Below are 24,387 nucleotides of genomic sequence, written 5' to 3' on the forward strand. Positions count from 1 at the left end.
TTCATTTATATTTACATTCATTAAAATTTCCAAAATTCACAAGCAACTTCTTTCATCTCTTTAACAATAGCTTTTTTATCTAAATCAACTAACTGTTTTTCTTTTAAAATATGTTTACCATCTATGTATACATTTGATATAAATTCTTTTTTACCTTGTACTACTATCTGGTCAAATATGTTATCAAGAGTTAAAGGTGTTTTGAATTCATCTTCCATAACGATTATATCAGCCTTATTTCCAGCTATTATTTTACCAGATTTTTGAAGACCTAGTGCATGAGCACCATACTCTGTTGCCATTTTAAATATTAAATTTGCTGGCATTACAGATGCATCTTCTTCGACTGATTTATGCATTAAGAATGCACCTCTCATAACTTCAAAAAAATCATTTATATATCCATCTGTACCAAGTGCTACTTTTATACCTTTTTTAATCATTTTTGGTACTGGAGAAAATCCTCCACCTACTTCACAGTTGCTAAGAGGCATATGAACCACTTTTACACCCTTTTCTTTTAATATATCTATTTCTTCATCATTTACTTTTACACACTGAGAAGCTAGTACAGTTTCATCTAATATACCTAAATCATTATAGTATTCAACTGCTTTTTTACCAAAATGTTTTTCAGCATAGTTTGGCTCATAGATACTCTCACATAAATGGAATTGCATTGGTGCATCTAATTTTTTCGCATCTTCTTTAGCTTGCTTAATAAATTTATCTGAACATGTGAAACTTGTGTGAGTACACATTATTCCATTTATTAATTTACTATTTTCTCTACTCCACTTTATCAAATTAGAATTCTCATCTAAACATCTCAGCCCATTTTCATAACTTATTCTCTCACAGCTTTCTAGGGATAAAACAGCTTTCATCCCTATGGCCTCTAATATTTTACCTTGCTCAATTAAAGTTCCTACTTCTGTATTTGGAGCTTCTAGAGTATCACAAAAAGCTACTACACCCGATTCTATAAGTTCTATCGCTGATGCTTTAGTTGTTGCCTTTACTTCTTTTAATCCTATTCTATTTTCTATAAATGGCCACCAATAATCATTTAAAAAGCCTTCAAAATCAGTAAAATGTACGTTTGCAGGTATTCCTCTAGAAAGCACTCCATATTGGTGCATATGACCATTAATGAATCCTGGCATTACTATAGCATCTGATTTATCTATTATTTGTTCAATATTTTTGTACTTTATTTCAACTTCTTCATTTGGTAATATATCTTTTATAATGTCATTTTCTACTATGACAGCATAATTTGTATATATTTCATCAGCAGAAGATATTAAGTATTTACTTTTTATAGCAATCATTTATTTACCTCCCTGATTTAATTTTTTCATAGCCATATAAACTTTCTCAGAAGTTATCGGAAGTTCTCTTACACGGACTCCAGTAGCATTGTATATTGCATTTGCTATTGCTGGTGCAGGTGTATGAATAACTATTTCTCCTAAAGATTTAGCTCCATATGGACCTGTTGGGTCATAACTATCTACAAAATCTACAAATATATTTCCTATATCTTTTTTTGTTGGAACTTTATATTGTAATAAATTAGAAGTTTGAAGCTTTCCATCAGAACCATGTCTAGGGTCTTCATACATTGCAAGCCCTATACCTTGAGTTACCCCACCCTCAACTTGTATTCTAGCAAGTGCAGGATTCATAACTGTACCACAATCAGTAGAACATGCATAATTTATTACTTTAAACTCGCCTGTTGTTTTGTCTAACTCAATTTCGGCAAATCCTGCTAAAAATGGTTTCGCACTCTCTTGTATTCCATATGATTCAGATGAATATAAAACCTCTTGATTTCCACCACCAACAGATTCTCTTCCTAATTCACTCAACAAAACAAATTTATCTATATCCTCACTATAGCAAACTCTATCTTCATATAGTATTAAATCATCTATTGGTAAATCTAGTTTCTTCTGTGCTACTTTTAGTATCTTTTGTTTTAAACTTTCAGCAGATTTTATTGTGGCATTTCCAGTTACATAAGTAGTACAAGAAGCAAATGCTCCAGTATCATATGGACACATATCTGTATCTCCTGTATAAACAGAAATTCTGTCAATTGATGTATTCAGTGCTTTTGCAGCTATTTGAGCAAGTATTGTGTCAGAACCAGTGCCTAAGTCTGAAGACCCAGAAAATAACTTATAAGTTCCATCTTCGTCCATTCTCATATTTACTATTGCCATATCTATATTAGCTATACCAGAGCCATGAGTTCCCACAGACATTCCAACGGCTCTTACCTTATTGTTTCCAACTTCTTTGACAGGATATTTTTCATCCCATCCAATAAGTTTTTTACCTCTAATTATACATTCATCAAGTGCACAACTTCTGATTGGAAAATTCATTATTCCGCCTTCAGTTCGCTTTTTTATAATATTTTTCAATTTTATTTCTGTTGGATCCATATTAAGTTCATGTGCTAACTCATCGATTGCACAATCAAGTGCAAATGTACCTTGTGTTGCTCCGTATCCTCTTAATGCTCCCCCTGGAACTAAATTAGTGTATACAGTTCTTCCATCAAATTTTATTGCAGGTACATTATTATATGTTGGAAGTACATTATGCCCTGATTCAGAACAAACTGAAGGTCCATTGTCACCATAAGCACCTGTATTGTTCAATGCCTTCATATCTATAGCTTTTATATTTCCTTCTTTATCTGAACCAATCTTTATATCAAAAAACATCTGATGTCTAGTATTAGTCATTGCAAAAGTTTCTTCTCTAGTATAAATAAGTTTTGCTGGTCTTTTCGTCATCCAAGTTACAAATGATGTATATATCTCTGTTACAGCTATATTTTTTCCACCAAAACCTCCACCTATTCTTGGTTTTATTACTCTCACTTTTGAAAGAGGTATTCCTAATGCTCTAGAAACCTGTCTTCTCATATGATAAGCTGATTGGTTTGCAGAGGTTACTACTAATCTGCCATTAGTATCTATATACGTATAAGCTCTATGAGTTTCCATCATACAATGGGCTTGTGATTGAGTCATATAAGAATGCTCTACTATTACATCACTCTCTTTAAGCTCTTTTTCTACATCTCCTTTGCCCATTTTTTCTCTTGATACGATATTCTTTGTAGCATCCAAGCCAAAATCAAATGGACAAAATAAATCATCTTCCTCATGGATTAAAATTTTATTTCCTTCTGATTCTCTTGCATCCAATATAGGAGTCATTACTTCATATTCAACTTTTATAAGTTTCATAGCTTTAATAGCAGACCTTTCATCTTCAGCAGCTATTATAGCAACTTCATCTCCTACATATCTAACTATATCCTCAAGTATTAATTGGTCATGAGGTGAGGCTTCTGGATATGATTCACCAACCATTGAATATCTATAATTTGGTACATCTTTGTAAGTGAATATATTTACTACACCTTTTACTTTTAATGCATTTTTTATATCGATGTTTTTTATCTTTGCAAAAGCATGTGGACTTCTAAGAAGCTTAATAGTCAAAACATCTTTATGAAAGATTAAATCTTCTGTATATATTGGTTTTCCAGTAATAATGGCTTCACTATCTATTTTTCTTACTTCTTTATTTACCATCACACTCACCTCCAATACTATTGTACATTCTTACTACTAAAGCTTTTGCCATATCTTTTCTATACTCTTTACTACCTCTTATATTACTTCCAAATGAAAGTTCTTCACTTGATACTTCTCCAGCTTTTTCTATATCATTTTCTAAGCTTAGTATTTCACTTGCTTTATAGGCAATTTTTGCTCTTCTTGGTCTAGCTCCTATTGCAATTTTATAAATACTTCCTTCTTTTAACATTGCTCCATTTAATACTGCAAAATCACCTGTACATTTTCTTATAGAATCAAATACACCTATAGCATCCTTTTTAGGTAATATAATTTCTATTAATATATCTTTTTCAAGCTCATTTTCTAAGAAATCAGCTAAATTCATAACCCCTTTTTTATATAACTTAACCTTTGCGTCTACTACTAGTAATGAAGGTATTAAATCTGAAAATCCATACTTAGCAAATACACTAGCTCCTACTCTAGCTCCACTTCTAAATTGAACTCCTACTATATTAGAAACAGCATTTGAAATTACTCCTTTACAGTAATTTTTAATGACCTTATTTAATTCTAAAGTTCTTAAGCTTGTATCTGCTCCAATTAATATGCTATCATCAGTTTCATTTATATAATCTAAAGCCAAGTCTTTTAAATCTATTGCTGAACCAATATTTTTACTACCTAGCTTTAAAAATCCGCAGCCTCCAAGTATTATGTTATTTTTTCTTGATATTAGCAGTTCATAAGCTTCATCTAAACTTTTTGGAACTACATATTCCTTTATAGTTATCATATTCTCTCCCCATATCAATTTAATTTTCACTTAAAAACTTAAGTGTTCAAATATTTATGTATTGCTCTTAATTGACCTTTATATCCTGTACATCTACAAAGGTTGCCATTTACATAATCTATAACTTCTTCTTCTGTTGGATTTTGAAGCTCTCTTTTCATAGCCAAAACCATCATTATAAATCCAGGAGCACAAAATCCACATTGGTCAGCTCCTTCATCTGCAAGAAAATCCCCAAATTTCTTTGCTTCATCCAAAACGCCTTCAAGCGTTGTTATATGTTGACCATCTACTCTTGCAGTAAGATAATTACAAGAAAGTACTGCCTTGTCATTTACCATTACTGTACATAAACCACATGAGCCTGTATCGCATCCTTTTTTAACACTCACATACCCATTTTCTCTTAATGTATCTGCTAAAAAATCATCTGGTCTTATACTTAATTCTTTTTCTTTATTATTTATGGTACATTTGATAATCAAATAAATCACCTCAAAACTCATATTTTTAAGCTAAAGTTTTTATTATACTTCTTTATAAATAAAATCAAATTTATTAATAAAGGCTATTCCATTTATGGCCTTCCATTCTATTCTTTATAGTTCCTCTTACACAAAGTCTCTCAGCTGTATCTTGAGCATCTTTTAGTGCTTTCTCTTCATTAGCAGTTAATATTTTTGAATCTTCCATTATTATATTTCCATCTACTATAACACCCTCTATATTTTTCATACTAGAAGAATATACTAATGTAGATACTGGATTATGCATAGGTATTGCTTTTGGTGAAAGCATTGGATTAAATATTAGTAAATCTGCTTTCTTACCTATCTCTAATGAACCTATCTCATCTTCCATTCCAATAGCTCTTGCCCCATCTATAGTTGCTAATTCAAGAACTTTTTCTGCTGACATTGCTAATGGGTCACACTTGTTAACTTTATGTTGAAGTGCTGTTAATTTCATAAGTTCAAGCATATCTTGAGAGTTATTACTAGCAGCTCCATCTACTCCTAAACTAACTGTTATTCCTTTTCTAAGCATTTCTGGTACTGGTGCAACACCTGAAGATAAGTACATATTACTTGCTGTATTATGAGATACTTTCATGTCATATTTTTTAGTAAGTTCCATATCTTTTTCAGTTAAATACACACAATGTACCATAAGTACATTTGGTCCAAGTATTCCTAATTTTTTTAAAACATCTATGTCATATTGCCCATGCAATTCTTTTGCCGCTTCTCTATCAAAAGGAGTTTCTGATATATGCACTGTAAATAAAGCATCATCATATTCTTTTACTACTCTCCATAGCATCTCAAGCATTTCTTGAGAATTTGACCATATTGCTGCTGGAGCCACTCCTATTTTGATTCTTCCATTTTCTGTATTATGGTGTTTTTCAAATAATCTTCTTACATCTTTTTCAACCGTTTCTACATCTTGCATTATTCCAGGATGAACTCCAAATTGAGCACCTGTATTCATACATCCTCTTCCAAGTATTCCTCTTATTCCTAATTCTTTATAAGCATCTATTATTCCATCGCAAAGACCTGCTTTACTGTGAGGATACATATAGTCAACCATAGTTGTTATACCACTTCTAAGACCTTCAATACATCCAAGCATTGCAGCATCATAAGTATCTTTTGGTTCTAAATAGTTAGCTGCTGGAAATGTCATAGTTTCTAACCAGTCTTTAAGTACCATATCATCTCCCAATCCTTTTAATAAGGTCTGGAATAAGTGATTATGTGTATTTATAAATCCTGGGAATAAAACTTTCCCCTTAGCATCTATTACCTTTTTAACATCTGTATATTTATTTTCTATTTCTTTAGAATTCCCAATATCAGCAATCTTGTTATCTTTTACTACTAATGCCCCATCAAAAATAACTTCTCTATCTTTATTTACAGTTACTATTATGGCATTCTTAATAAGTATATCCATCATTCTTATTTCCCCCTGCATTATTTAGTAATTTTTCTTTTAATGTATTGACCTATTGCCTGTTCTTTAATATTACAACTTTGTACTATGTGGTTTCCTCTCAAAAACACATCTTCTACTTTACATCTTATATTAAACCCCTCATATGGAGTATAATCTACATTTTGTTTTTGAGTTTGATAACTAATTGTTTCTTCTTTATTAGTATTTAAAATAACTATATCTGCATCACTTCCTACAGCTATTTCACCTTTTCTAGGATACATACCAAATATTTTTGCAGCATTTGTAGATGTGACTTCTACAAACTTATTTGCACTTATTTTATTTTCTAAGACTCCATATGTATATAAAAGGGATAACCTATGCTCAACACCAGGTGCTCCATTTGGTATCTTACTAAAATCATCAATTCCCAAATCTTTTTGCCCCCTAAAATTAAATGAACAATGGTCTGTTCCAACTGTTTGAATATCTCCATTAGATAATCCTTCCCAAAGGTAACTTATATCTTCTTTTTTTCTTAAAGGAGGAGACATTACATATTTAGCACCCTCAAATCCATCCTTGTCATATAAATCATCTTCCAATAGTAGATACTGTGGACATGTTTCTACTATCATGTTTATATTTTTTTCTCTAGCAATTTTCACAGTTTCAAGTGACTCTTTACAACTTAAATGAACTACATAGGATTTTGAGTTTGATAATTGAGTTATATCAGCAAGTCTTGAAACAGATTCTTTTTCAACTATATTAGGTCTTGTAAGTGGATGATATTTGGGCTCTAAATTACCATTTTGTATATTTTCTTCTATCAATACATCTAATAAATCGCCATTCTCACAATGAAATTCAACTATACAACCTAAATCTTTAGCTTTCTTTAAAACCTTGTATATGGTTCCATCATCTACTTTCATGCCATCATATGCCATATACATCTTAAAAGATACTATCCCATCTGAAATAAGCTTTTCCATATGAGCAAAAGTATCTTCATCTAGACATGTAATTGTCATATGAAATCCATAATCACAATAACAATTTCCAGTTGCTTTTTTATGATATGTTTCTACACCTTGTAGTAGATTTTCACCTTCACTAGCTTCTGCAAAATCTAGTATAGTAGTAGTTCCCCCAGCTATAGCAGCTCTTGTTCCTGTTTCAAAATTGTCGGCAGTGATAATAGAACCTGCATTCATATCAAAATGAGTGTGTGTATCTATTCCTCCAGGAATTACAATTCTCCCTATAGCATCAATAACCTTATCATCATTTATTTCTAGATTATTTCCTATTTCAACTATCTTTTCATCTTCTATCCTTAAATCACTTATATAAGTTTTATCAGAGGTAATTATAGTTCCACCTCTTAGTATTGTTCCCATATATACCTCCTAACTTTTAAGCTCTAAAGTTTTTCTAAAGGTGCTATATTCAGCACCTCTAGAATATATTTAAATAATTTATTGTGAACTAAATATTATTTTCCATATACAGATTTTAATATTCCATAGTAACCTTCTGTCCCTATAAATAATTGTTCTTGCTCGATATATTCATCTATTGTATGAGCAAGATTTTCCTTAGAAGGACCAAATCCTATTGTTTTTATTCCAGCTTCACCTGCATAGTGGCTTCCATTTGTACAGAATGAGTATTGAGTTATTTCTGAATCTATTCCAGCTTCTTTTAATCCTTTATATGCTGCTTGAACAAATTCATCCTCTTCATCATATAACCAACCTGGGAAGAATCTCTCACTTTCTATAGTATTTCCTGTGTAACAATCAGCTTTTTCAACTGCATAAGAAACTTTTGCATTTAATTCTGCATCTTCTTTCATCATTTCATCTAATAATGCTTGTATTGGAGCTAATACTCCTTCTCTTGTTTCTCCAACTAATAATCTTCTATCAAAAGTTGCTTTACAGTAATCTGGTACTACTGAAGCTCCTGGATATGGAGAAGATTTTATATCTGTTAAAACTAGTATCCCATCACCTAAAACTGGATGAGTTGGAGGTACTAATTGTTGTATCTTTTGGATTACATTAGCCATTTTATAAACTGCATTTACACCTTTTTCTGGATTAGCAGAGTGAGCTGGTTTACCAAAAGTCTCTACTACTATTTCTCCTCTACCTCTTTGACCAATCTTTAAGTTTAGCTCTGAAGATTCACCTATCACAACATAATCAGGCTCAACAGCCTTACTTATTTCTCTAGCTGAAACTCCTTCAAATATTTCTTCGTGAACAACTCCTGCTACGTATAATTCACCTTCAAAATCTTTGTTAGTATCTTTTGCAAAGTATGCAACTGCTGACATCATTGCTGTATATTGACCCTTCATGTCAGAAGTTCCTCTACCATATATTTTTCCATCTACTATTTTTCCTTCAAAAGGAGGAACACTCCATTTACTTGCATCTGGAACTGGAACTGTATCTATATGTCCATCAAATAATATTTTTTTACCTGGTTTGTTTCCTTTTATACACCCTACTATATTTCCATATCTATCTCTTGACCAACTATCAAAACCTAATTTTGCAAAAGATTCTTCTATTGCTTTTACAACGCCTTCTTCGTTCCCAGAAGAGCTAGGATTTTGAATTAATTTTTGGCATATTTCAGTTACTTCTTGTTTTCTTTGTTCGTTTAACATTTCATTATCCCCCTAGATTTTTTATAATGTATGTATTATATGTTATATATTTTCTAAATTTTAGAATTTATATATTTTCTAAATATGTAAATTGCTATTTAATAATGACATTTTAATCATTATTTATATACTTGGATACTCTCCATCCCAAACTATACTTCTATATTTATCAGGGTCAGTATCTCCTTCTGTACTTATTAAAAGTATTCTTGAATTTTCATCTAATTTTAAATCTTTTCTTAGGTCTGCTAAATCTTCTCTTTCCATAGCTGCTATTAAAAGACCAGTTGTAACTGCTCCAGATTCTCCAGATATTACCTTTTCATCACCATTTAAAGGATTACCTAATGTTCTCATACCTTTAGCAGAAACCCAGTCTGGTGCTGAAACAAATGCTGCAGCATGATTTTTTAATACTTCAAACCCTATAGTGTTTGGCTCTCCACAAGCAAGACCAGCCATTATAGTTGGCATATCTCCTCCAACAAATCTTGGTTTTCCATCTCCTGCTTCTGCTGATTTATAGTAACAATCAGCTTCATCAGCTTCTACTACTACTGTTATTGGGCATTCATCATAGATTGAGGCAACATATCCTTGAACTGCTCCAGCAAGTGAACCAACTCCTGCTTGCACAAATACGTGTGTTGGTCTATCTACTCCATATTCTTTTAATTGCTCTATAGCTTCTTGAGCCATAGTTCCATATCCTTGCATTATCCATGCTGGAATTTCTTCATATCCGTCCCATGCTGTATCTTGAACCATTACTCCGTGGTCATCAGCTTCTGCATAATCATTAGCTAATCTTACTGCGTCATCATAGTTTAAATCTGTTATACTAGCATCTGCTCCTTCTCCTTTGATTTTATTTAATCTAAATTCAGAAGAACCTTTTGGCATTAATACAACAGATTTTTGACCTAATTTATTAGCAGTCCAAGCAACTCCTCTACCATGATTTCCATCTGTAGCTGTAAAGAAAGTTATTTCTCCTAATTTTTCTTTTATTTCATCTGAAGTTAACTTATCATATCCTAATTCAGATATATCTGTATCTAATCTTTGAGCTAAATATTTACCCATAGAGTAAGAACCACCTAAAACTTTAAATGCATTTAATCCAAATCTATAAGATTCATCTTTAACATATACTCCTGCAACTCCCAATTTTTTTGCTAAACCTTCTAGGTTTGCTAATGGAGTTTCTTTATATTGAGGAAAGCTTTTATGAAAATTTCTAACCTTAGTTATTTCTTCTTCATTTAAAAATTTAATACAATTTTCCTTGTCACCTTTTGGCAAATTATTTACTTTCCATTTAATCTCTTTTAACATCTAAAATACCTCCAAATTATTGTTAAATTTTTATACTTTATTATATAAGCAATTAACATGCCAACACTAAATATATATTGGATATTTTTCTATGACTGCTTAATATAGAAATTGCAATGCTTTTATTGTTTTTTCTTATCTACCTTTAATTCATACAATGTATGTAAAATTTAATAACTAAAAAACCTTTTCTATCTTCTCACTTTTTAATTCTCATTTTTAAAATTTAAAAATAAGTTTTAAAATAACTGGCTTGTATATTTTTTAATATCTAACTTATAAAATCTAAGTTAAAACATAAATAGTGATGTAATAATCCATTACACCACTATTTATACATTCAATAATATAATACGTTTTAATGGTCTCTAAGAGGCGATTTTTCATCCTTTTTAACATCCAATTCCTCTTTTACAACATTCCATTTTTCAAGACCAAACTTAGAAACCATAACAGCTTCTGCTGCTCCTTTTCCAAGTCTTTTTATAGTGTCCATACCTGTCTCGTCTTCTTGTGCACCTTTTGCTTTTCCATCTTTACTCCATATAGTACCACCTATATAACATCCACCTAAACCTCCAGATACTAACATTTCATGCATTAGGAAGAAATTTATTATAGGAAGTTTTGTAAGCTCTTGACCACCATATCTAGTTCCACCAGTAGTTATAGCTGCTCCAACTTTATTTTGAAGCTTTCCTGGATGAACTAAATACATAGGACGAAGTCTATTAAAAACTGCTGTAAGTTGAGCAGTGATATTCATATCGTATACTGGAGAACCCACTATAATTCCATCTGCTTCTAATATTTTTTGCTCTAATTCTTGTATATCATCTTTTATAATACACATAGTCTCTTTTCTTATACATGCATCACAATGTACACAAGGACTTATTTTTTTCCCTCTAACTGACCAATACTCAGTTTCTATACCAGGTATAGTTTCAGCTTCTTTCAAAGCTTCTAATACTGCATATTCTGTTGCTCCTTTACGTGGACTTCCACAGATACCTAATATTTTTGCCATAACAATATCTCCTCATCAAATAAATCTATTTTTATTATCCATTTACAAATATAATAAATTTTTATTTCTATCTTAACTTCTATTACTTTAATTTTATTGGTAATGAATGTATTTCTACATTAGTTGCATTGTATACTGCATTTGCAACAGCTGGTGCAACTGGTACAACAGCACATTCTCCAATACTCTTACCACCAAAAGGTCCAGCTTTTTCATAACCATTCACAAATGCAACTTGACACTTTGGCATATCTACAGTTCTAAATAATTTATATGTTTTAAAATCAGTAGCTTTAGGTCTACCTTGCTCATCAAATGCTAACTCTTCACTTAATGCGTAACCTAGACCCATGTGAATTCCACCTTCTAATTGACCTTCTAAGTTTAGAGGATTTATAACTCTACCAACATCATGCACAGCTACAAAATCAACCACTTTGATATCTTTAGTTTCTTTGTCTACTAAAACTTCAGCAAAGTGTACACCATATGAAGTAAGTCCAGCAGGAGAAGAGTAATCTTCAACAACAGTCAATTCTCTCAAAGACTTACTTTGACTATATACTGCAACATCAGATAATGATGCTTTGATATTTTCATCAAGTTTACTAATTACATATCCACCATCTAGATATAATTCTTCTTTTGATGTTTCAAGTAATTTTTCTGCTTCTTCTAATATAAGTGTTTTTAATTTTTCTGCTGTCTTTTTAGCTCCTCCACCTTCTACAAACACACCTCTACTTGCATAATCTCCAAGATTGAATGTACATGCATCAGTATCAGTTTCAAATGTGTCAACTTTATCAGGTGTTATTCCTAGAACTTCAGCCACCATCATTGTTTGCATAGTTACAACACCATTACCCATATCATGTGCTCCTGTAAGTAGTGTCAATGTACCATCTTCATTTAATTTAAGAGTTAATGTAACGACATCTCTATGTGCACCAAAAACTCCATTACCATGTGCACCTATTGCCATACCTATACCTCTTAAATATTTTCCTTCCTCTTTTGGAAGATTCTTCTTTTCGTTCCACTTAAACATTTTTTTGCCCTGTTCTATACAATCCAATACTCTAGGATTTCCAAGAGAACCATGGAAAATTATATCAACATCATCTGGTTCTACTGCGTTTTTACTTTGGAAATCAACTAAATCCATTCCTATTTCCTTAGCTATCTTAGCAAATTGAGCCTGTTGAGCCATAAATATCTGTGGTGAACCATAACCTCTCATAGCTCCAGCTATTGGAGTATTTGTATATACAGGCATTCCAGTAAATTTTATATTTGGTATTTTATAAACTTTAAATACTTTATGGCTAAGTGCACCTATAACATTTAAAGCACTTGATGCATATGCTCCTGTATTTGTATATATTTTTATATCTTGTGCTATTACTTCTCCATCTTTGTTTACACCAGTTTTTAATTTTACAAAAGACCCATGACGAGTTCTTGTTGATATCATAGATTCTTTTCTTGTAAGAACCATTTTAACTGGTCTTCTAGTCATTTTTGATAATGCTGCTGCTACTGGTTCAATTGTAAGTTCTAATTTTCCACCAAATGAACCTCCAATAGCAGGTCTTATAACTCTTATTTTATTTAATGAAATCCCAAAAATTTGAGATAGTATTATTCTAAATCCAAATGTATTTTGGCAAGGTGTATGTACAGTTAACTTATCATTATAATCATAGTGTGCAATTACACTGTGAGTCTCTATTGCACTATGATGTATCGCTGGAGTAGAGTATTCATCTTCAAATATATAATCACATTCTTTGAATCCTTTTTCCACATCTCCTCCATTTATGTTGTTTTGAGAAACTATATTTGAATCCCCATGTATACATATAGCAGTTTCTTTTATTGCATCCTGTATAGTAAATACAGCTGGTAATTCTTCATATTCTACTTTTATAAGTTTTACTGCTTTCTCTGCTATTTCTGGTGTCTCTGCTGCTACTGCTGCAACACGGTCGCCAACAAATCTAACAGTATCTGAAAATATAACTTCGTTTTCAGGTATATTATGCTCATAGAATCTTAAAGAACCATTGTATTTTCTTTGTGATGTATTAAGATGAGTAGCTATAGCTCTAACACCCACTACTTTCTCTGCTTCACTTATATCTATACTTTTTATCTTTGCATGTGCTACAGGACTTAAAAGCATTTTAGCATGAAGCACATTCTGTGGTTTCATATCAGCCACATATTTCATTTGACCAGTAACTTTTAAAGCTGCATCTTTTAGAGGGTATGATTTTCCTATTATCTTTTCCATAACTATCTACCCCCTAATCTAGCTGCAGATAATTTTACAGCTTCTATAATTTTCACATATCCTGTACATCTACAGAGATTTTCTTTAAAAGCCTCTCTAATCTCATCTTCATTAGGAGATGTATTTCTATTTAAAAGAGCTTGTGTAGTTATAATCATACCAGGAGTACAATACCCACATTGTACAGCTCCAACCTCTATAAAAGCTTCTTGTATTGGATGAAGATTTTCCCCATTAGCAAAACTTTCTATAGTGTATATAACTTTACCTTCGCAGTTTCTTGCAAGAAGTTTACAAGATTTTACGTCAACTCCATCTATCAAAACTTTACATGCTCCACAACTGCCACTATTACAACCTTGTTTCGCTCCAGTTAGATTTAATTTTTCACGAAGTACATGCAAAAGAGTTTCATTATTTTCAATTTCTACTTCATACATGTAATCATTAATATTTAATTTTATTTTTTCCATTTTCTCCTCCTACAGATAAACTAATGTTGTAATAGAATATTATTACAATCTTATTTTAATATTAGTATAAGCTATTCCACTTATGCCCTTCCATTCTATTAGTTACATTAGCTCTCTTACATAATTCTTCTGCTGCATGTTGTGCATTCAATAATACTTGTTCTTCACTTTCGATTGTAGTTACTTTTCCATTTTCAAGTATTACATTTCCATCAACTAGAACACTTTCTACATTATGCATGCTAGCTGAGTATACCAAAGTTGATACAGGATTGTGAAGAGGTATTGATTTTGGAGAAAGCATTGAGTTAAATATTACTAAGTCAGCTTTTTTTCCAATCTCCAAAGAACCTATTTCATCTTCCATTCTAAGAGTTCTTGCTCCCTCTATTGTAGCCATTTCAAGAACTTTTTCTGCAGAAATTGCAAGAGGGTCACAATTATTTACTTTATGTTGTAAAGCTGTTAGTTTCATAAGCTCTACCATGTCTTGTGCATTATTACTTGCTGCACCATCAAGACCTAAACTTACATTTATTCCTTGTTTTAACATTTCTGGAACAGGCGCAACTCCAGAGGCAAGATACATATTACTTGCAACATTATGAGAAACTTTTATATCATACTTTTTAAGCATTTCCATGTCCTCATCAGTTATACATACACAATGTACTGCTACAACTTCTGGACCTACTATACCCCATTTTTCAAGTAATTTTATATCTATTTCTCCATGTATATCTTTTGTTGCTGTTCTTGCAAATTCTGTTTCAGATATATGAACTGTAAAATATGAATCATATTCCTTAACTATATTCCAAAGCATTTTACCCATTTCTTCAGATATAGCCCACATTGAAGAAGGTGCTACACAGATTTTTATTCTTCCATTTTCTGAGTTATGATATTTTTCAAATACCCTTCTCAAATCTTTTTCAACCGTTTCCACATCCTCTATAAGCTCTTTGTGAATACCTAAGTCTATACAGCCTCTACCTACAACTCCTCTTATACCTAAATCTTTATACGCTTTTACTATTCCATCTGTAAGTCCTGGTCTATTGTGTGTATGCATGTAATCAACCATTGTAGTTATACCACTCTTTAGACCTTCCATACATCCAAGCATTGCAGCATCATAAGTATCTTGCTCTGTTAAGAATTTTGCTGATGGAAACATCATTGTATTTAACCACTCATGAAGTGCCATATCATCACCTAGACCTTTTAATAATACTTGGAATAAATGATTATGAGTATTTATAAAGCCAGGGAATATCACTTTTCCATTAGCATCGATAACTTTTTTAGCATCAAGATACTTAGGCTCAATATCAGCTGTATTTCCTATATCTAAAATTCTATCACCTTTAATAGCTATTGCTCCATCAAATATGACTTCTCTATCTTTATTAACTGTAACAACTATTGCATTTTTTATTAGTATATCAATCATCTTAAATCCCCCTTATTAATACTTTCATTACAACATTTTATCATATGGCTTTCTCATATTACATCCAATACATTTATCCAATATTTTCCTCAAGGTCTGAAGTAACGTTTTCATCCTTTTTAGCCTTTAATTTAAATAATGTCTGAAGTAATATAGCTATTATTGCCCCAGAAACTATACTTGACCCTCCAAGAACAGTCCCAATTGTTGCTGGAAATTGGTCTAAAACTTGTGGTGCAGTTGTAAGACCTATACTTGTTGCTATAGATACTCCTGCTATAAGATTGTTTTCTTCAGTAAATCCATCCATACTCATAATAGAGAAACCAGACATTGCTATTGATGAGAATACTACTAAAGTTGCTCCACCAACAACACAAGATGGTATAGTTGTCATTATTGCACCTAATGCTGGAGATATTCCTGCTAGTAATAATACAAGTGCACCAAGTGCTATTACAAATCTACTTGTAACTTTATTCATAGATACGATTACTGTATTTTGGCTGAATACTCCAGTTGGAAGAGCTGCAAATAATGATGAAATTATAGAAGTTATAGAGTTTCCTAAAACAACTGATGATAACTCTTCATCAGTTACCTCTCTATCCATCGCTCCTATTGTAGCTATTGTACAAGCTCCCATCATATCAGCTATACCTATTATGTAAATAATAGTAAACATTACTATTAACTCTGGTCTAAACTCTAACCCGAAAGCTGCTGGTGTTGGTAAAGATACTATAGCAGCTCCTTGAACTGCTGAGAAATCAACTAATCCTAAAACTAAAGATATAGCATAACCTGCTAATATTCCTATTAATATTGAAGAATTTTTTACTAGACCCTTACCATATTTATTTATCATTATTATTACAAAAGCAACTATAACTCCCACTATAAAGTTTATTGGGCTCCCAAACGTTTCTGCTCCTTCTCCACCAGCTAAGTTCTTTATAGCTGTTGCAAATAATCCAAGTCCCATACATGCTATTATTGTTCCAGAAACTATTGGAGTGAATATATGTCTAATTTTCTTAACTCCAAATCCTACAAAGAATACGATTACCCCAGCAGCAATCTGTGCTCCAAATAGAGCTGCTAAACCATCTTTAGCTGCTACTGAAAGACAGGCTCCTAAAAATACATAACTCATTCCCATCATTACAGGTAATCTTGAACCTAACTTAAATCCTTTAAATAAAGGTATTGGATATAATTGTAAAAATGTTGCTAAACCTGCCGCTAACATAGAGCCTTGAATCAGCATTGTCGCTTGCCCCTGGTTAAGTCCTACCACGTTTGCTATTAATATCGCAGGTACCATATTCCCTACTATCATTGCTAACAGATGTTGTAAAGCTAAAGGTATTGATTCCTTTAGTGGTGGTATCCCATCAACATCATATTTTGAAGTATTACGTGTTTTCATAAAATAAATCCTCCCATACATAAATATCTTGACTAAATATTTTTATAATTATTTTCTATAAATATTTTTATGACCATGAATTTATTGCTCAACCGATAAACACAGCTAAACTGAGCTATTTTTATAAAAAATTAACAAATTCTCCAATATACCCTCCCCGATTTTCTTTTTGAATAAATATTAATTGCTTGGTATATATTTCTTTGATAAATTTTTTATTAAAATGAATAGCTATCAAAAATAATCTAACAATCTCATAATAAATAATTTAAACAATCCTTCAAATTATTATATTTTAATTTGCTTCTTCCATAACAGCTCTTTCTTTAGCCTCATCCTCTAGGCTTTTATTTGGTATTATTAGATTTAAAATGAATGCAACCAATGTTGCGATTACTATTGGAGATTCTCCAAATACTAATTTTACAAATGAAGGAAATGCCTCTTGGGCTGCTGGGACTGATGTTATTCCCATGCCTAAAGCAATTGCCAAACCAACAATGGTAATATTTCTTGATGACAACTCTTCTGTAATAATTAACTTTATACCTGTCATTGTTATCATACTAAATATAGATATTGTAGCTCCTCCCAAAACTGAATACGGTATAGTAGTCATTAATGCACCAAATTTAGGTACAAACCCCGACAATAACATAAATATACCAGCTATTCCAAGCACAAATCTACTTATTACTTTGTTCATAGCTACCATTCCCACGTTTTGGCTGTATGATGATGGTGGCAAACCTCCAAACAAAGCTCCTATCATAGTACAAATCCCACTTCCTACTACTCCACTTGACAATTCTTTATCTGTAATATCCCTGTCCATGCCTCCCATTGTAGTAGCTGATAAATCTCCAATTGCTTGAACAGCATTGATTATGCTTACAATTACTACTGATATTACTACAGGTATATCAAATTCCAATCCAAATTCAAGTGGTTTAGGTACTGCAAACCAAGCTGCTTCTCTAATAGGGTCAAAATTTATTATACCCAAAACTAAAGATACACAATATCCAACTATAATTCCCAAAAATATTGCTGCCAATTTTGCATACCCTTTTGCAAATTGACTAAGACCTATAACTACCACTAGTGTTATAGCTGCTACTGCCCAATTTTGCATAGAGCCATAAGTAGGGCTATTTACACCACCTGCCATATAATTTATTGCTATAGGATATAAAGATAATCCAATTGTAAAGACTACTGTTCCTGCAACTATATTAGGAAAAAATTTTCTTATCTTTTTTATAAATAATCCTATTAATACTGTAGCAACTCCCCCTATTAGTTGTGCACCCAATATGCTTGCTAATCCGTAATTTCCTCCAACTGCTACAAGCGTTGGTACATAAGTAAATCCAACTCCAAAAATTATAGGCAATCTTGAACCAATATTTCCTATTGGATATAGTTGTATAAGTGTCGATATGCCAGCTATTATTAATGCATATTGGACTAAAAGCGTAATTTGCGTAGGGCTAACACCAACAGCTCCTCCTACGACTATAGGTACTGTAACAGTTCCAACTATCATTGCTAGTATATGTTGCATTGATAGTGGCAAACACTTTAAAATTGGTGGCCTTCCATCAATATCAAACATAGAAACATTTTTTTGATATTTACTCAAGGTTATCACTCCCAACTATTTTTTAATGACAGTTATTATTATCTCATACAACATCCTTTCTTTTTTATTTTGTCATCTCACTTTACTATGAAGCAATTATAATGCCAATTTTTTAACATAATTGTTTTTCACATATAAATTTTATTATATTTGTTAGTATTTGATAATTTGATAAAGCATTTATTTTTTTTAATTCTTTTAAATTTTTTTTATTTTTGGATAATAAAATACTATTACACAAAAAAACACTTGGAAAATAGTTTTCCAAGTGTTTTTTATCAATTTTATAATTTCAAATTTTAGAATTGAGAATTAAAAAGTTAATTATTATACATCTATTTTTCTGTACAATGTGGCTAGTGATATTCCAAGTTTTTTAGCAGCTAACTTTTTAGACTTAGTATCATTACCATAAAACTTCAACACTTTCTTTATATATGCTCTTTCAAATTCTTCAAGTGTAAGTATCTCTTGTTCCATACTTATCTCATAGTCATTTTCCTCAAGTAGTTTTATATTTATGTTATTTAGCTTAAAATATTCAATTATCTTTCTGTTTATTATACCTTTATGTATTATGCCATCTTCTTCAAGTAGATTTAAGGCTAATTCTATAGTGTTTTCCAACTCTCTAATATTCCCTGGCCAAGGATATTTAAGCAACATTTGTTCTACATCTGGCTCTATATGGTATACATTTTTCTTCATCTTCCTAGAATATTTATCTATAAAATTATTTATTAATATTTGTATATCGTCTCCTCTTTCTCTAAGTGGTGGTACCTCCAAAGGTATTACGTTTAATCTATAGTATAAATCTTCTCTAAATTTATTTTCTTTAACCAACTCAAATAAGTCTCTATTAGTAGCTGATATGATTCTAACATCTATATCAATTAGTTCATTTGAGCCTATTCTTGTAAACTTCTTTTCCTGTAATACTCTCAATAACTTTGATTGTAGTTGAATTGGCATATCTCCTATCTCATCTAAAAATACAACTCCTCCATTAGCCAATTCAAATTTACCAATCTTCCCTTTTGAATCTGCTCCACTAAAAGCCCCTTTTGTATATCCAAAAAGTTCACTTTCCAGTAGAGGTTCTGGTATAGCAGCACAGTTTATAGCAACGAATGTTTTATTCCCTCTGTTTCCTGCGAGATGAATGGCCCTTGCTATTAACTCTTTTCCAGTACCACTTTCTCCCGTTATAGCTACAGTAGAATCGCTATTTCCAATTTTGCGAATTCTATTTTTTAGAGCACGCATCACATCAGAATCTCCAATTATAGAGTCTACTGTTGTTGTCCCCCAAATATTGTATACTTCCATTCCACCATACATTACTGAATCACTGTGTTTGTCCATAAAATATCAACTCCAAATAAGTATTCTATATAATAATCCTTCAAATCATCTATTTAATTATATCATAACAGAAAAGTTTAGTTATAATTTAATAATATTATTTTATTTTTCAAGTTAAGACTAATAAAAAGTATATCTACCAAATCTTAAATTAGTAGATATACTCTCTTAATCTTACACACATCTTATATTAAACAAGCAATTATGATGCCATATTTTACATATAAATGCTTTTTAAATTTTAAAATTTAATATTTTTATAAATTTTTTCTATACATCAGAAACTTTTCTATACATATAGAGTTATATTTACCCTTTTTAAAGTATTTTTATTATTTTTATAATTCTTATTTTTAAAATTTATAATTAAAAATTATTTTTTTTAAATCATCTTTTGTATTTTTCACATCATCTAATCTCACAGTTTTTGCTTCTATAAATTTGCCTTTAAATGATTCTGATAGTTTCCAAGAACTATAATTCTTATCTTTTTGAATACAAGGATATAATAATATGCATCTCTTTGCATTTTCATAGGCTGTTATGTATGCATACATCTGATATATATCACTTGACTTATAAAAAACATTTGAATCTACTTCAATAGCTTTCCATTTTGTATCAATTATAATCTCATATTCATTTTTTAAGTCACATAATACTATATCTGGTCTTAAATTAAAATTTTTCTTTCCTGTTTGTTCATTTTTTAAAAGAAATTTACTTTTATCTTGTATATAAGTTTCTCTAAATGAATTATTCCATATATTTTTTATTAAAACACCTATATATTCTTCATATAAAGTATTTATTTCAAATAGTATAGAAAATGCTTCTCGATTGTTTTGACTATTATCCATAGACAAATTTAAAAGTATAAGTCTGGCTAGTAAATAACAATCTTTAAATCTATCATTGTTTTTATAAAATTTGTAATCTAATAGTTTTTCTTTGTCTATATAAATTAAGTCTACATTTTGAAAATATCTTAAAATATTTTTAATCTTATTTTGAATTAAATTATCATTTATTCTACATAAAATAGATATACATGCTTTTTTAAGAATCTGATTTAAGAAATTATTTTCACTATATTCATCATACTCACATTTTATTTTCATTGGAGAAATGACTTTCTCTCTTGCGTATGTACTTAATAATATTTTACCTCTTATAACATTTGAATGTTCTATTTTATTTATATATTCAAAGTGAATCCCTCTCTTAATTTGTGTTTGCATATTTTCAATAAAATACATAACAAAAAAATTTAAAAGATTATAATTTTTTAAACTTAATCTTACTCTTTCATTCATTATAATTGGAATTTTATTACATGTAGAAAGCATATGTAACAACATTTCTCTGTCTTTTACAAGATTATTACTTAATGACAATTTTGGAAGTACTTCAATTATTATATTTTCAAAGCATATAACACCTACATAGTTTATAAATCTAAGTTTTTTGTACTTTATATCTATTATATTGCTCTTTAATACATCTTTATTATTATCTATATATTTAAGTAACTTTTCATATTCAATTTCTGTAAGCTCATTTTCACTATTACCGACTTTTATCCATTCATAAGTCTCTTTAACATATATATTTTTACTCATACATATTCTTTAACTCCCTACTAGATATGTTTCGCTTTACACAATAGTTAACTTTATTTTCAATCACTGATGTATTATTCTTTTTAAACAACTCAGAAGCTATAAGTTCTTCTTTATAAACAATATATTTATCGTTTTCATTTTTTCCTATACCTCCTAAAATAAGACCTACTTTTTCTGAATCATAATAAAAATACTCTTGAAGGAGTGGTATTATTTTACTTCTAAATATTAACACTATATCCTCAATATTATCTGCATTAAGCAAGTAAGCTTGTCCAATAACATGGTCTCTATCATATAAAAACTCTATTCTTTTATTAATTGTATATAGCATCTTTCTAACATCTATACCATCTACAACAGACAATGAATCGTAATCTGGCATAATTTCTTCAAAATTAAATCTTCTTCTCAAAGCTATATCTAAGAGTGCTATTGATTTATCTGATGTATTCATAGTTCCAACTATATACAAATTTGGAGGTAAAGAAAATTTTTCTTTTGAGTATGGTAACTTGACAATAGTTTGATTTGATTTAGTGAGTCTTTTATCTTCTTCAAGTAATGTTATTAACTCACCAAATATTTTAGATATATTTCCTCTATTAATTTCATCTATTATTAAAACATAGTTTTCTGATTCTTCAAAATTAAAACTATCACTAGACTCTATATTTTCTAATATCAACTTCTTTTTTCTGGATTTTATCTCTTCTAAAGTTAATTTATCTTTTTTCAACTCAAGATTCAACTTTTTTTCAAACTTTAATGCATCATAACATGCTTCTATAGATATGTCCTTTAATATTCCATCCTCTGGCTTAAAATTCCCTTCACCATCAGACTTTAGACCTTCTATAAATTCCTCATATCCATATGATTGATGGAATGTACAAAACTCTACATTGTTTTTATAATTTACATTACTTATATAATCTCTATTTTTTAAACTAGTTTCATTTACCAGATTATAAACTGTTTGCTTTGCACTATATGTTTTACCAGTTCCTGGTGGTCCATAAAGTATAGTATTTAAGGTCATATTATTAGTAAACCTTTTTATATACCTTTCAACTATACTATTATTTTCAAATACAACCCAAGCATTTCCATCTATATTCTCTTTTTCATATTCTATCCACTTAACAGGTAAAAAATATCCGCCCTCCAAGATGCTTAGTTTCTCTTTATCGAATCCCTCCATAACTTGACATACACCAAATATGCTCTTCATTGTATGGTCGTTTTCGCAGATTACTTTCTCACTATTATATAATAAAACATAATCATCTATATTTATGTTTTTAAGATATTCTAATTGCTCTAAGTCAGTAGGTTGAATAAGTAATTCTTCATTGTCTACACACTTATCTACATTTTTATAATAATAGTTTTTTAGATACCATTTATTATTATCACTTTCTTCTATCATTTTTCTCAATGATTTTTTATCTTGTAATTTAATAATTTCTAAGTATGAGCTAATGTCATTGTTACTTAGTTTATAAAACTCACTTGTATATACTTTGCAACTTGAAAGTGTATCAAAGTTATACATCCATTTCACTGGCAATGTATGACCTAAAATATGACTTAATTCATAACCATTTTCAAAACTTTCTTCAACTATACCAATAGATACACTACATTTAATTTTTTCTTCTATATTTTGATATGCCTTATATAAAAAATAATCTCCTTTTTTAATTGACATAAACCTTTTTATAAAGTCTTTGTCATTACAGTTCTCATTGATATATTTTTCTGATTTTTTTCCCATATTGAATACTTTTTTCAAATTTATTTTTATATCAAATCCAAGTGCAATTATATTTTCTTCCCTAAAAATCTGTGGTGTATCTGTTTCCTGATAAAAAAATTCTTCCATTAACCAATATTCTGCAACTCTTATATTTTCAGACATATCTTTCTCCTTAATATCTAAAACATACTAATTATACAATAAACCAACTTTAATCTTTCCACCTAAATTTTCTTTTAAGTATAAAGAAAATATTACTTCATATTTTTCTTCTATTTTACTTTGAATATTGTTTATTAAATCATTCAATTCTACTATAGAAAAGTCCTTATTTCCTTCAACAAATACAATTCCTTTTTTATTTATAAATTCTTCACCAAGATATTCCATGCTTTCAAATAAAATATTAGCCATTTTACTATATTCTTTTGTATATTCAAATTCTTCAAAAGAATATTTAATTCCTTTATCTCCTATAATAGCTTCTTTTAAATCAGTTATATCTATATTTATCATACAATAATCAGAAATAGACTCTATCATAATATTCATTAAATCAATAAATTTAAAGATACTATCATTATTGATTTTAAATTCTCTTCCAAGTTCTAAGTCTTCTTTATTTTCCTTATCTGAACAATTCATTCCTATAGATAAAATTCTTCTTTCATTCGACATATATGAAATAGCTTTTATAATTTCTCTACTTTGTTTGTCTTCAGTCGAATAGGCTAAAAATAATATTTCTACTCCATCTAAAAGGCTTCTTACGTATTCTTTCTCAACTTCTTGATTTATATTGATTCTTTCTATGTCCATATTTGTTTTTATCTTTTCTTCTATTTCATTTATTATATTGATACCTTCAGTTCCAATACCAATTATCTTAGCATTCTTATTAAAATCTTCCATT

At 30.2% G+C, this 24,387-nt stretch carries 18 protein-coding genes; all 18 read right to left on the minus strand.

Annotation, left to right across the window (positions count from 1 at the left end; all coding sequences use genetic code 11):
* Positions 1-20: 20 nt before the first annotated feature.
* Positions 21-1,334: an amidohydrolase family protein gene (locus tag ACTG47_RS10895; protein WP_479924557.1), complete on the minus strand. Its 1,314-nt coding sequence runs from the start codon at positions 1,332-1,334 to the stop codon at positions 21-23.
* Positions 1,335-3,626, minus strand: coding sequence for a xanthine dehydrogenase family protein molybdopterin-binding subunit (locus tag ACTG47_RS10900; RefSeq protein WP_479924558.1), 2,292 nt, complete (start codon positions 3,624-3,626; stop codon positions 1,335-1,337).
* Positions 3,616-4,410, minus strand: coding sequence for an FAD binding domain-containing protein (locus tag ACTG47_RS10905; RefSeq protein ID WP_479924559.1), 795 nt, complete (start codon positions 4,408-4,410; stop codon positions 3,616-3,618). Before ACTG47_RS10905 ends, ACTG47_RS10900 begins: the two co-directional genes overlap by 11 nt.
* Before the next feature lie 38 nt (positions 4,411-4,448).
* Entirely contained in the window at positions 4,449-4,895 is a 447-nt protein-coding gene (locus tag ACTG47_RS10910) for a (2Fe-2S)-binding protein (RefSeq protein WP_009890210.1), read from the minus strand.
* Positions 4,896-4,968: 73 nt separating this feature from the next.
* Entirely contained in the window at positions 4,969-6,375 is a 1,407-nt protein-coding gene (locus tag ACTG47_RS10915) for an amidohydrolase family protein (protein WP_479924560.1), read from the minus strand.
* 17 nt (positions 6,376-6,392) lie between these two features.
* The gene (hydA, locus tag ACTG47_RS10920; RefSeq protein WP_479924561.1) at positions 6,393-7,763 is read right to left on the minus strand and encodes a dihydropyrimidinase; all 1,371 of its coding nucleotides are present in this window, start codon (positions 7,761-7,763) and stop codon (positions 6,393-6,395) included.
* A gap of 95 nt (positions 7,764-7,858) precedes the next feature.
* Positions 7,859-9,046 (minus strand): YgeY family selenium metabolism-linked hydrolase, encoded by a 1,188-nt coding sequence (locus ACTG47_RS10925; protein ID WP_479924562.1) that lies wholly within the window; start codon positions 9,044-9,046, stop codon positions 7,859-7,861.
* A 123-nt stretch (positions 9,047-9,169) separates the two neighbouring features.
* Positions 9,170-10,384 carry a diaminopropionate ammonia-lyase gene (dpaL, locus tag ACTG47_RS10930; RefSeq protein ID WP_479924563.1) on the minus strand — a complete coding sequence of 405 codons (1,215 nt, stop codon included), beginning with the start codon at positions 10,382-10,384 and terminating at the stop codon, positions 9,170-9,172.
* A 358-nt stretch (positions 10,385-10,742) separates the two neighbouring features.
* Positions 10,743-11,414 carry a flavodoxin family protein gene (locus ACTG47_RS10935; protein ID WP_054270551.1) on the minus strand — a complete coding sequence of 224 codons (672 nt, stop codon included), beginning with the start codon at positions 11,412-11,414 and terminating at the stop codon, positions 10,743-10,745.
* 82 nt (positions 11,415-11,496) lie between these two features.
* Positions 11,497-13,713, minus strand: coding sequence for a xanthine dehydrogenase family protein molybdopterin-binding subunit (locus ACTG47_RS10940; protein ID WP_479924564.1), 2,217 nt, complete (start codon positions 13,711-13,713; stop codon positions 11,497-11,499).
* A 2-nt stretch (positions 13,714-13,715) separates the two neighbouring features.
* Positions 13,716-14,186 (minus strand): (2Fe-2S)-binding protein, encoded by a 471-nt coding sequence (locus tag ACTG47_RS10945; RefSeq protein ID WP_479924565.1) that lies wholly within the window; start codon positions 14,184-14,186, stop codon positions 13,716-13,718.
* 61 nt (positions 14,187-14,247) lie between these two features.
* Positions 14,248-15,642, minus strand: a complete 1,395-nt coding sequence (locus ACTG47_RS10950; protein WP_479924566.1) for an amidohydrolase family protein — start codon at positions 15,640-15,642, stop codon at positions 14,248-14,250.
* A gap of 73 nt (positions 15,643-15,715) precedes the next feature.
* A complete protein-coding gene (locus ACTG47_RS10955) occupies positions 15,716-17,074 on the minus strand; it encodes a uracil-xanthine permease family protein (protein ID WP_479924567.1) in 1,359 nt (452 codons plus the stop codon).
* Between the two features lie 295 nt (positions 17,075-17,369).
* Positions 17,370-18,692: a uracil-xanthine permease family protein gene (locus ACTG47_RS10960; protein WP_479927080.1), complete on the minus strand. Its 1,323-nt coding sequence runs from the start codon at positions 18,690-18,692 to the stop codon at positions 17,370-17,372.
* 354 nt (positions 18,693-19,046) lie between these two features.
* Positions 19,047-20,087 carry a sigma-54 interaction domain-containing protein gene (locus ACTG47_RS10965; RefSeq protein WP_021384940.1) on the minus strand — a complete coding sequence of 347 codons (1,041 nt, stop codon included), beginning with the start codon at positions 20,085-20,087 and terminating at the stop codon, positions 19,047-19,049.
* Positions 20,088-20,440: 353 nt separating this feature from the next.
* Positions 20,441-21,709, minus strand: a complete 1,269-nt coding sequence (locus ACTG47_RS10970; protein ID WP_479924568.1) for an McrC family protein — start codon at positions 21,707-21,709, stop codon at positions 20,441-20,443.
* The gene (locus ACTG47_RS10975; RefSeq protein ID WP_479924569.1) at positions 21,702-23,636 is read right to left on the minus strand and encodes an McrB family protein; all 1,935 of its coding nucleotides are present in this window, start codon (positions 23,634-23,636) and stop codon (positions 21,702-21,704) included. The genes ACTG47_RS10970 and ACTG47_RS10975 overlap by 8 nt, the downstream gene beginning before the upstream one ends.
* Before the next feature lie 27 nt (positions 23,637-23,663).
* A complete protein-coding gene (locus ACTG47_RS10980; protein ID WP_479924570.1) occupies positions 23,664-24,386 on the minus strand; it encodes an FtsZ/tubulin family protein in 723 nt (240 codons plus the stop codon).
* Between the last annotated feature and the right edge of the window lies 1 nt (position 24,387).

It is taken from the genome of Clostridioides sp. LIBA-6622 (assembly GCF_056716095.1).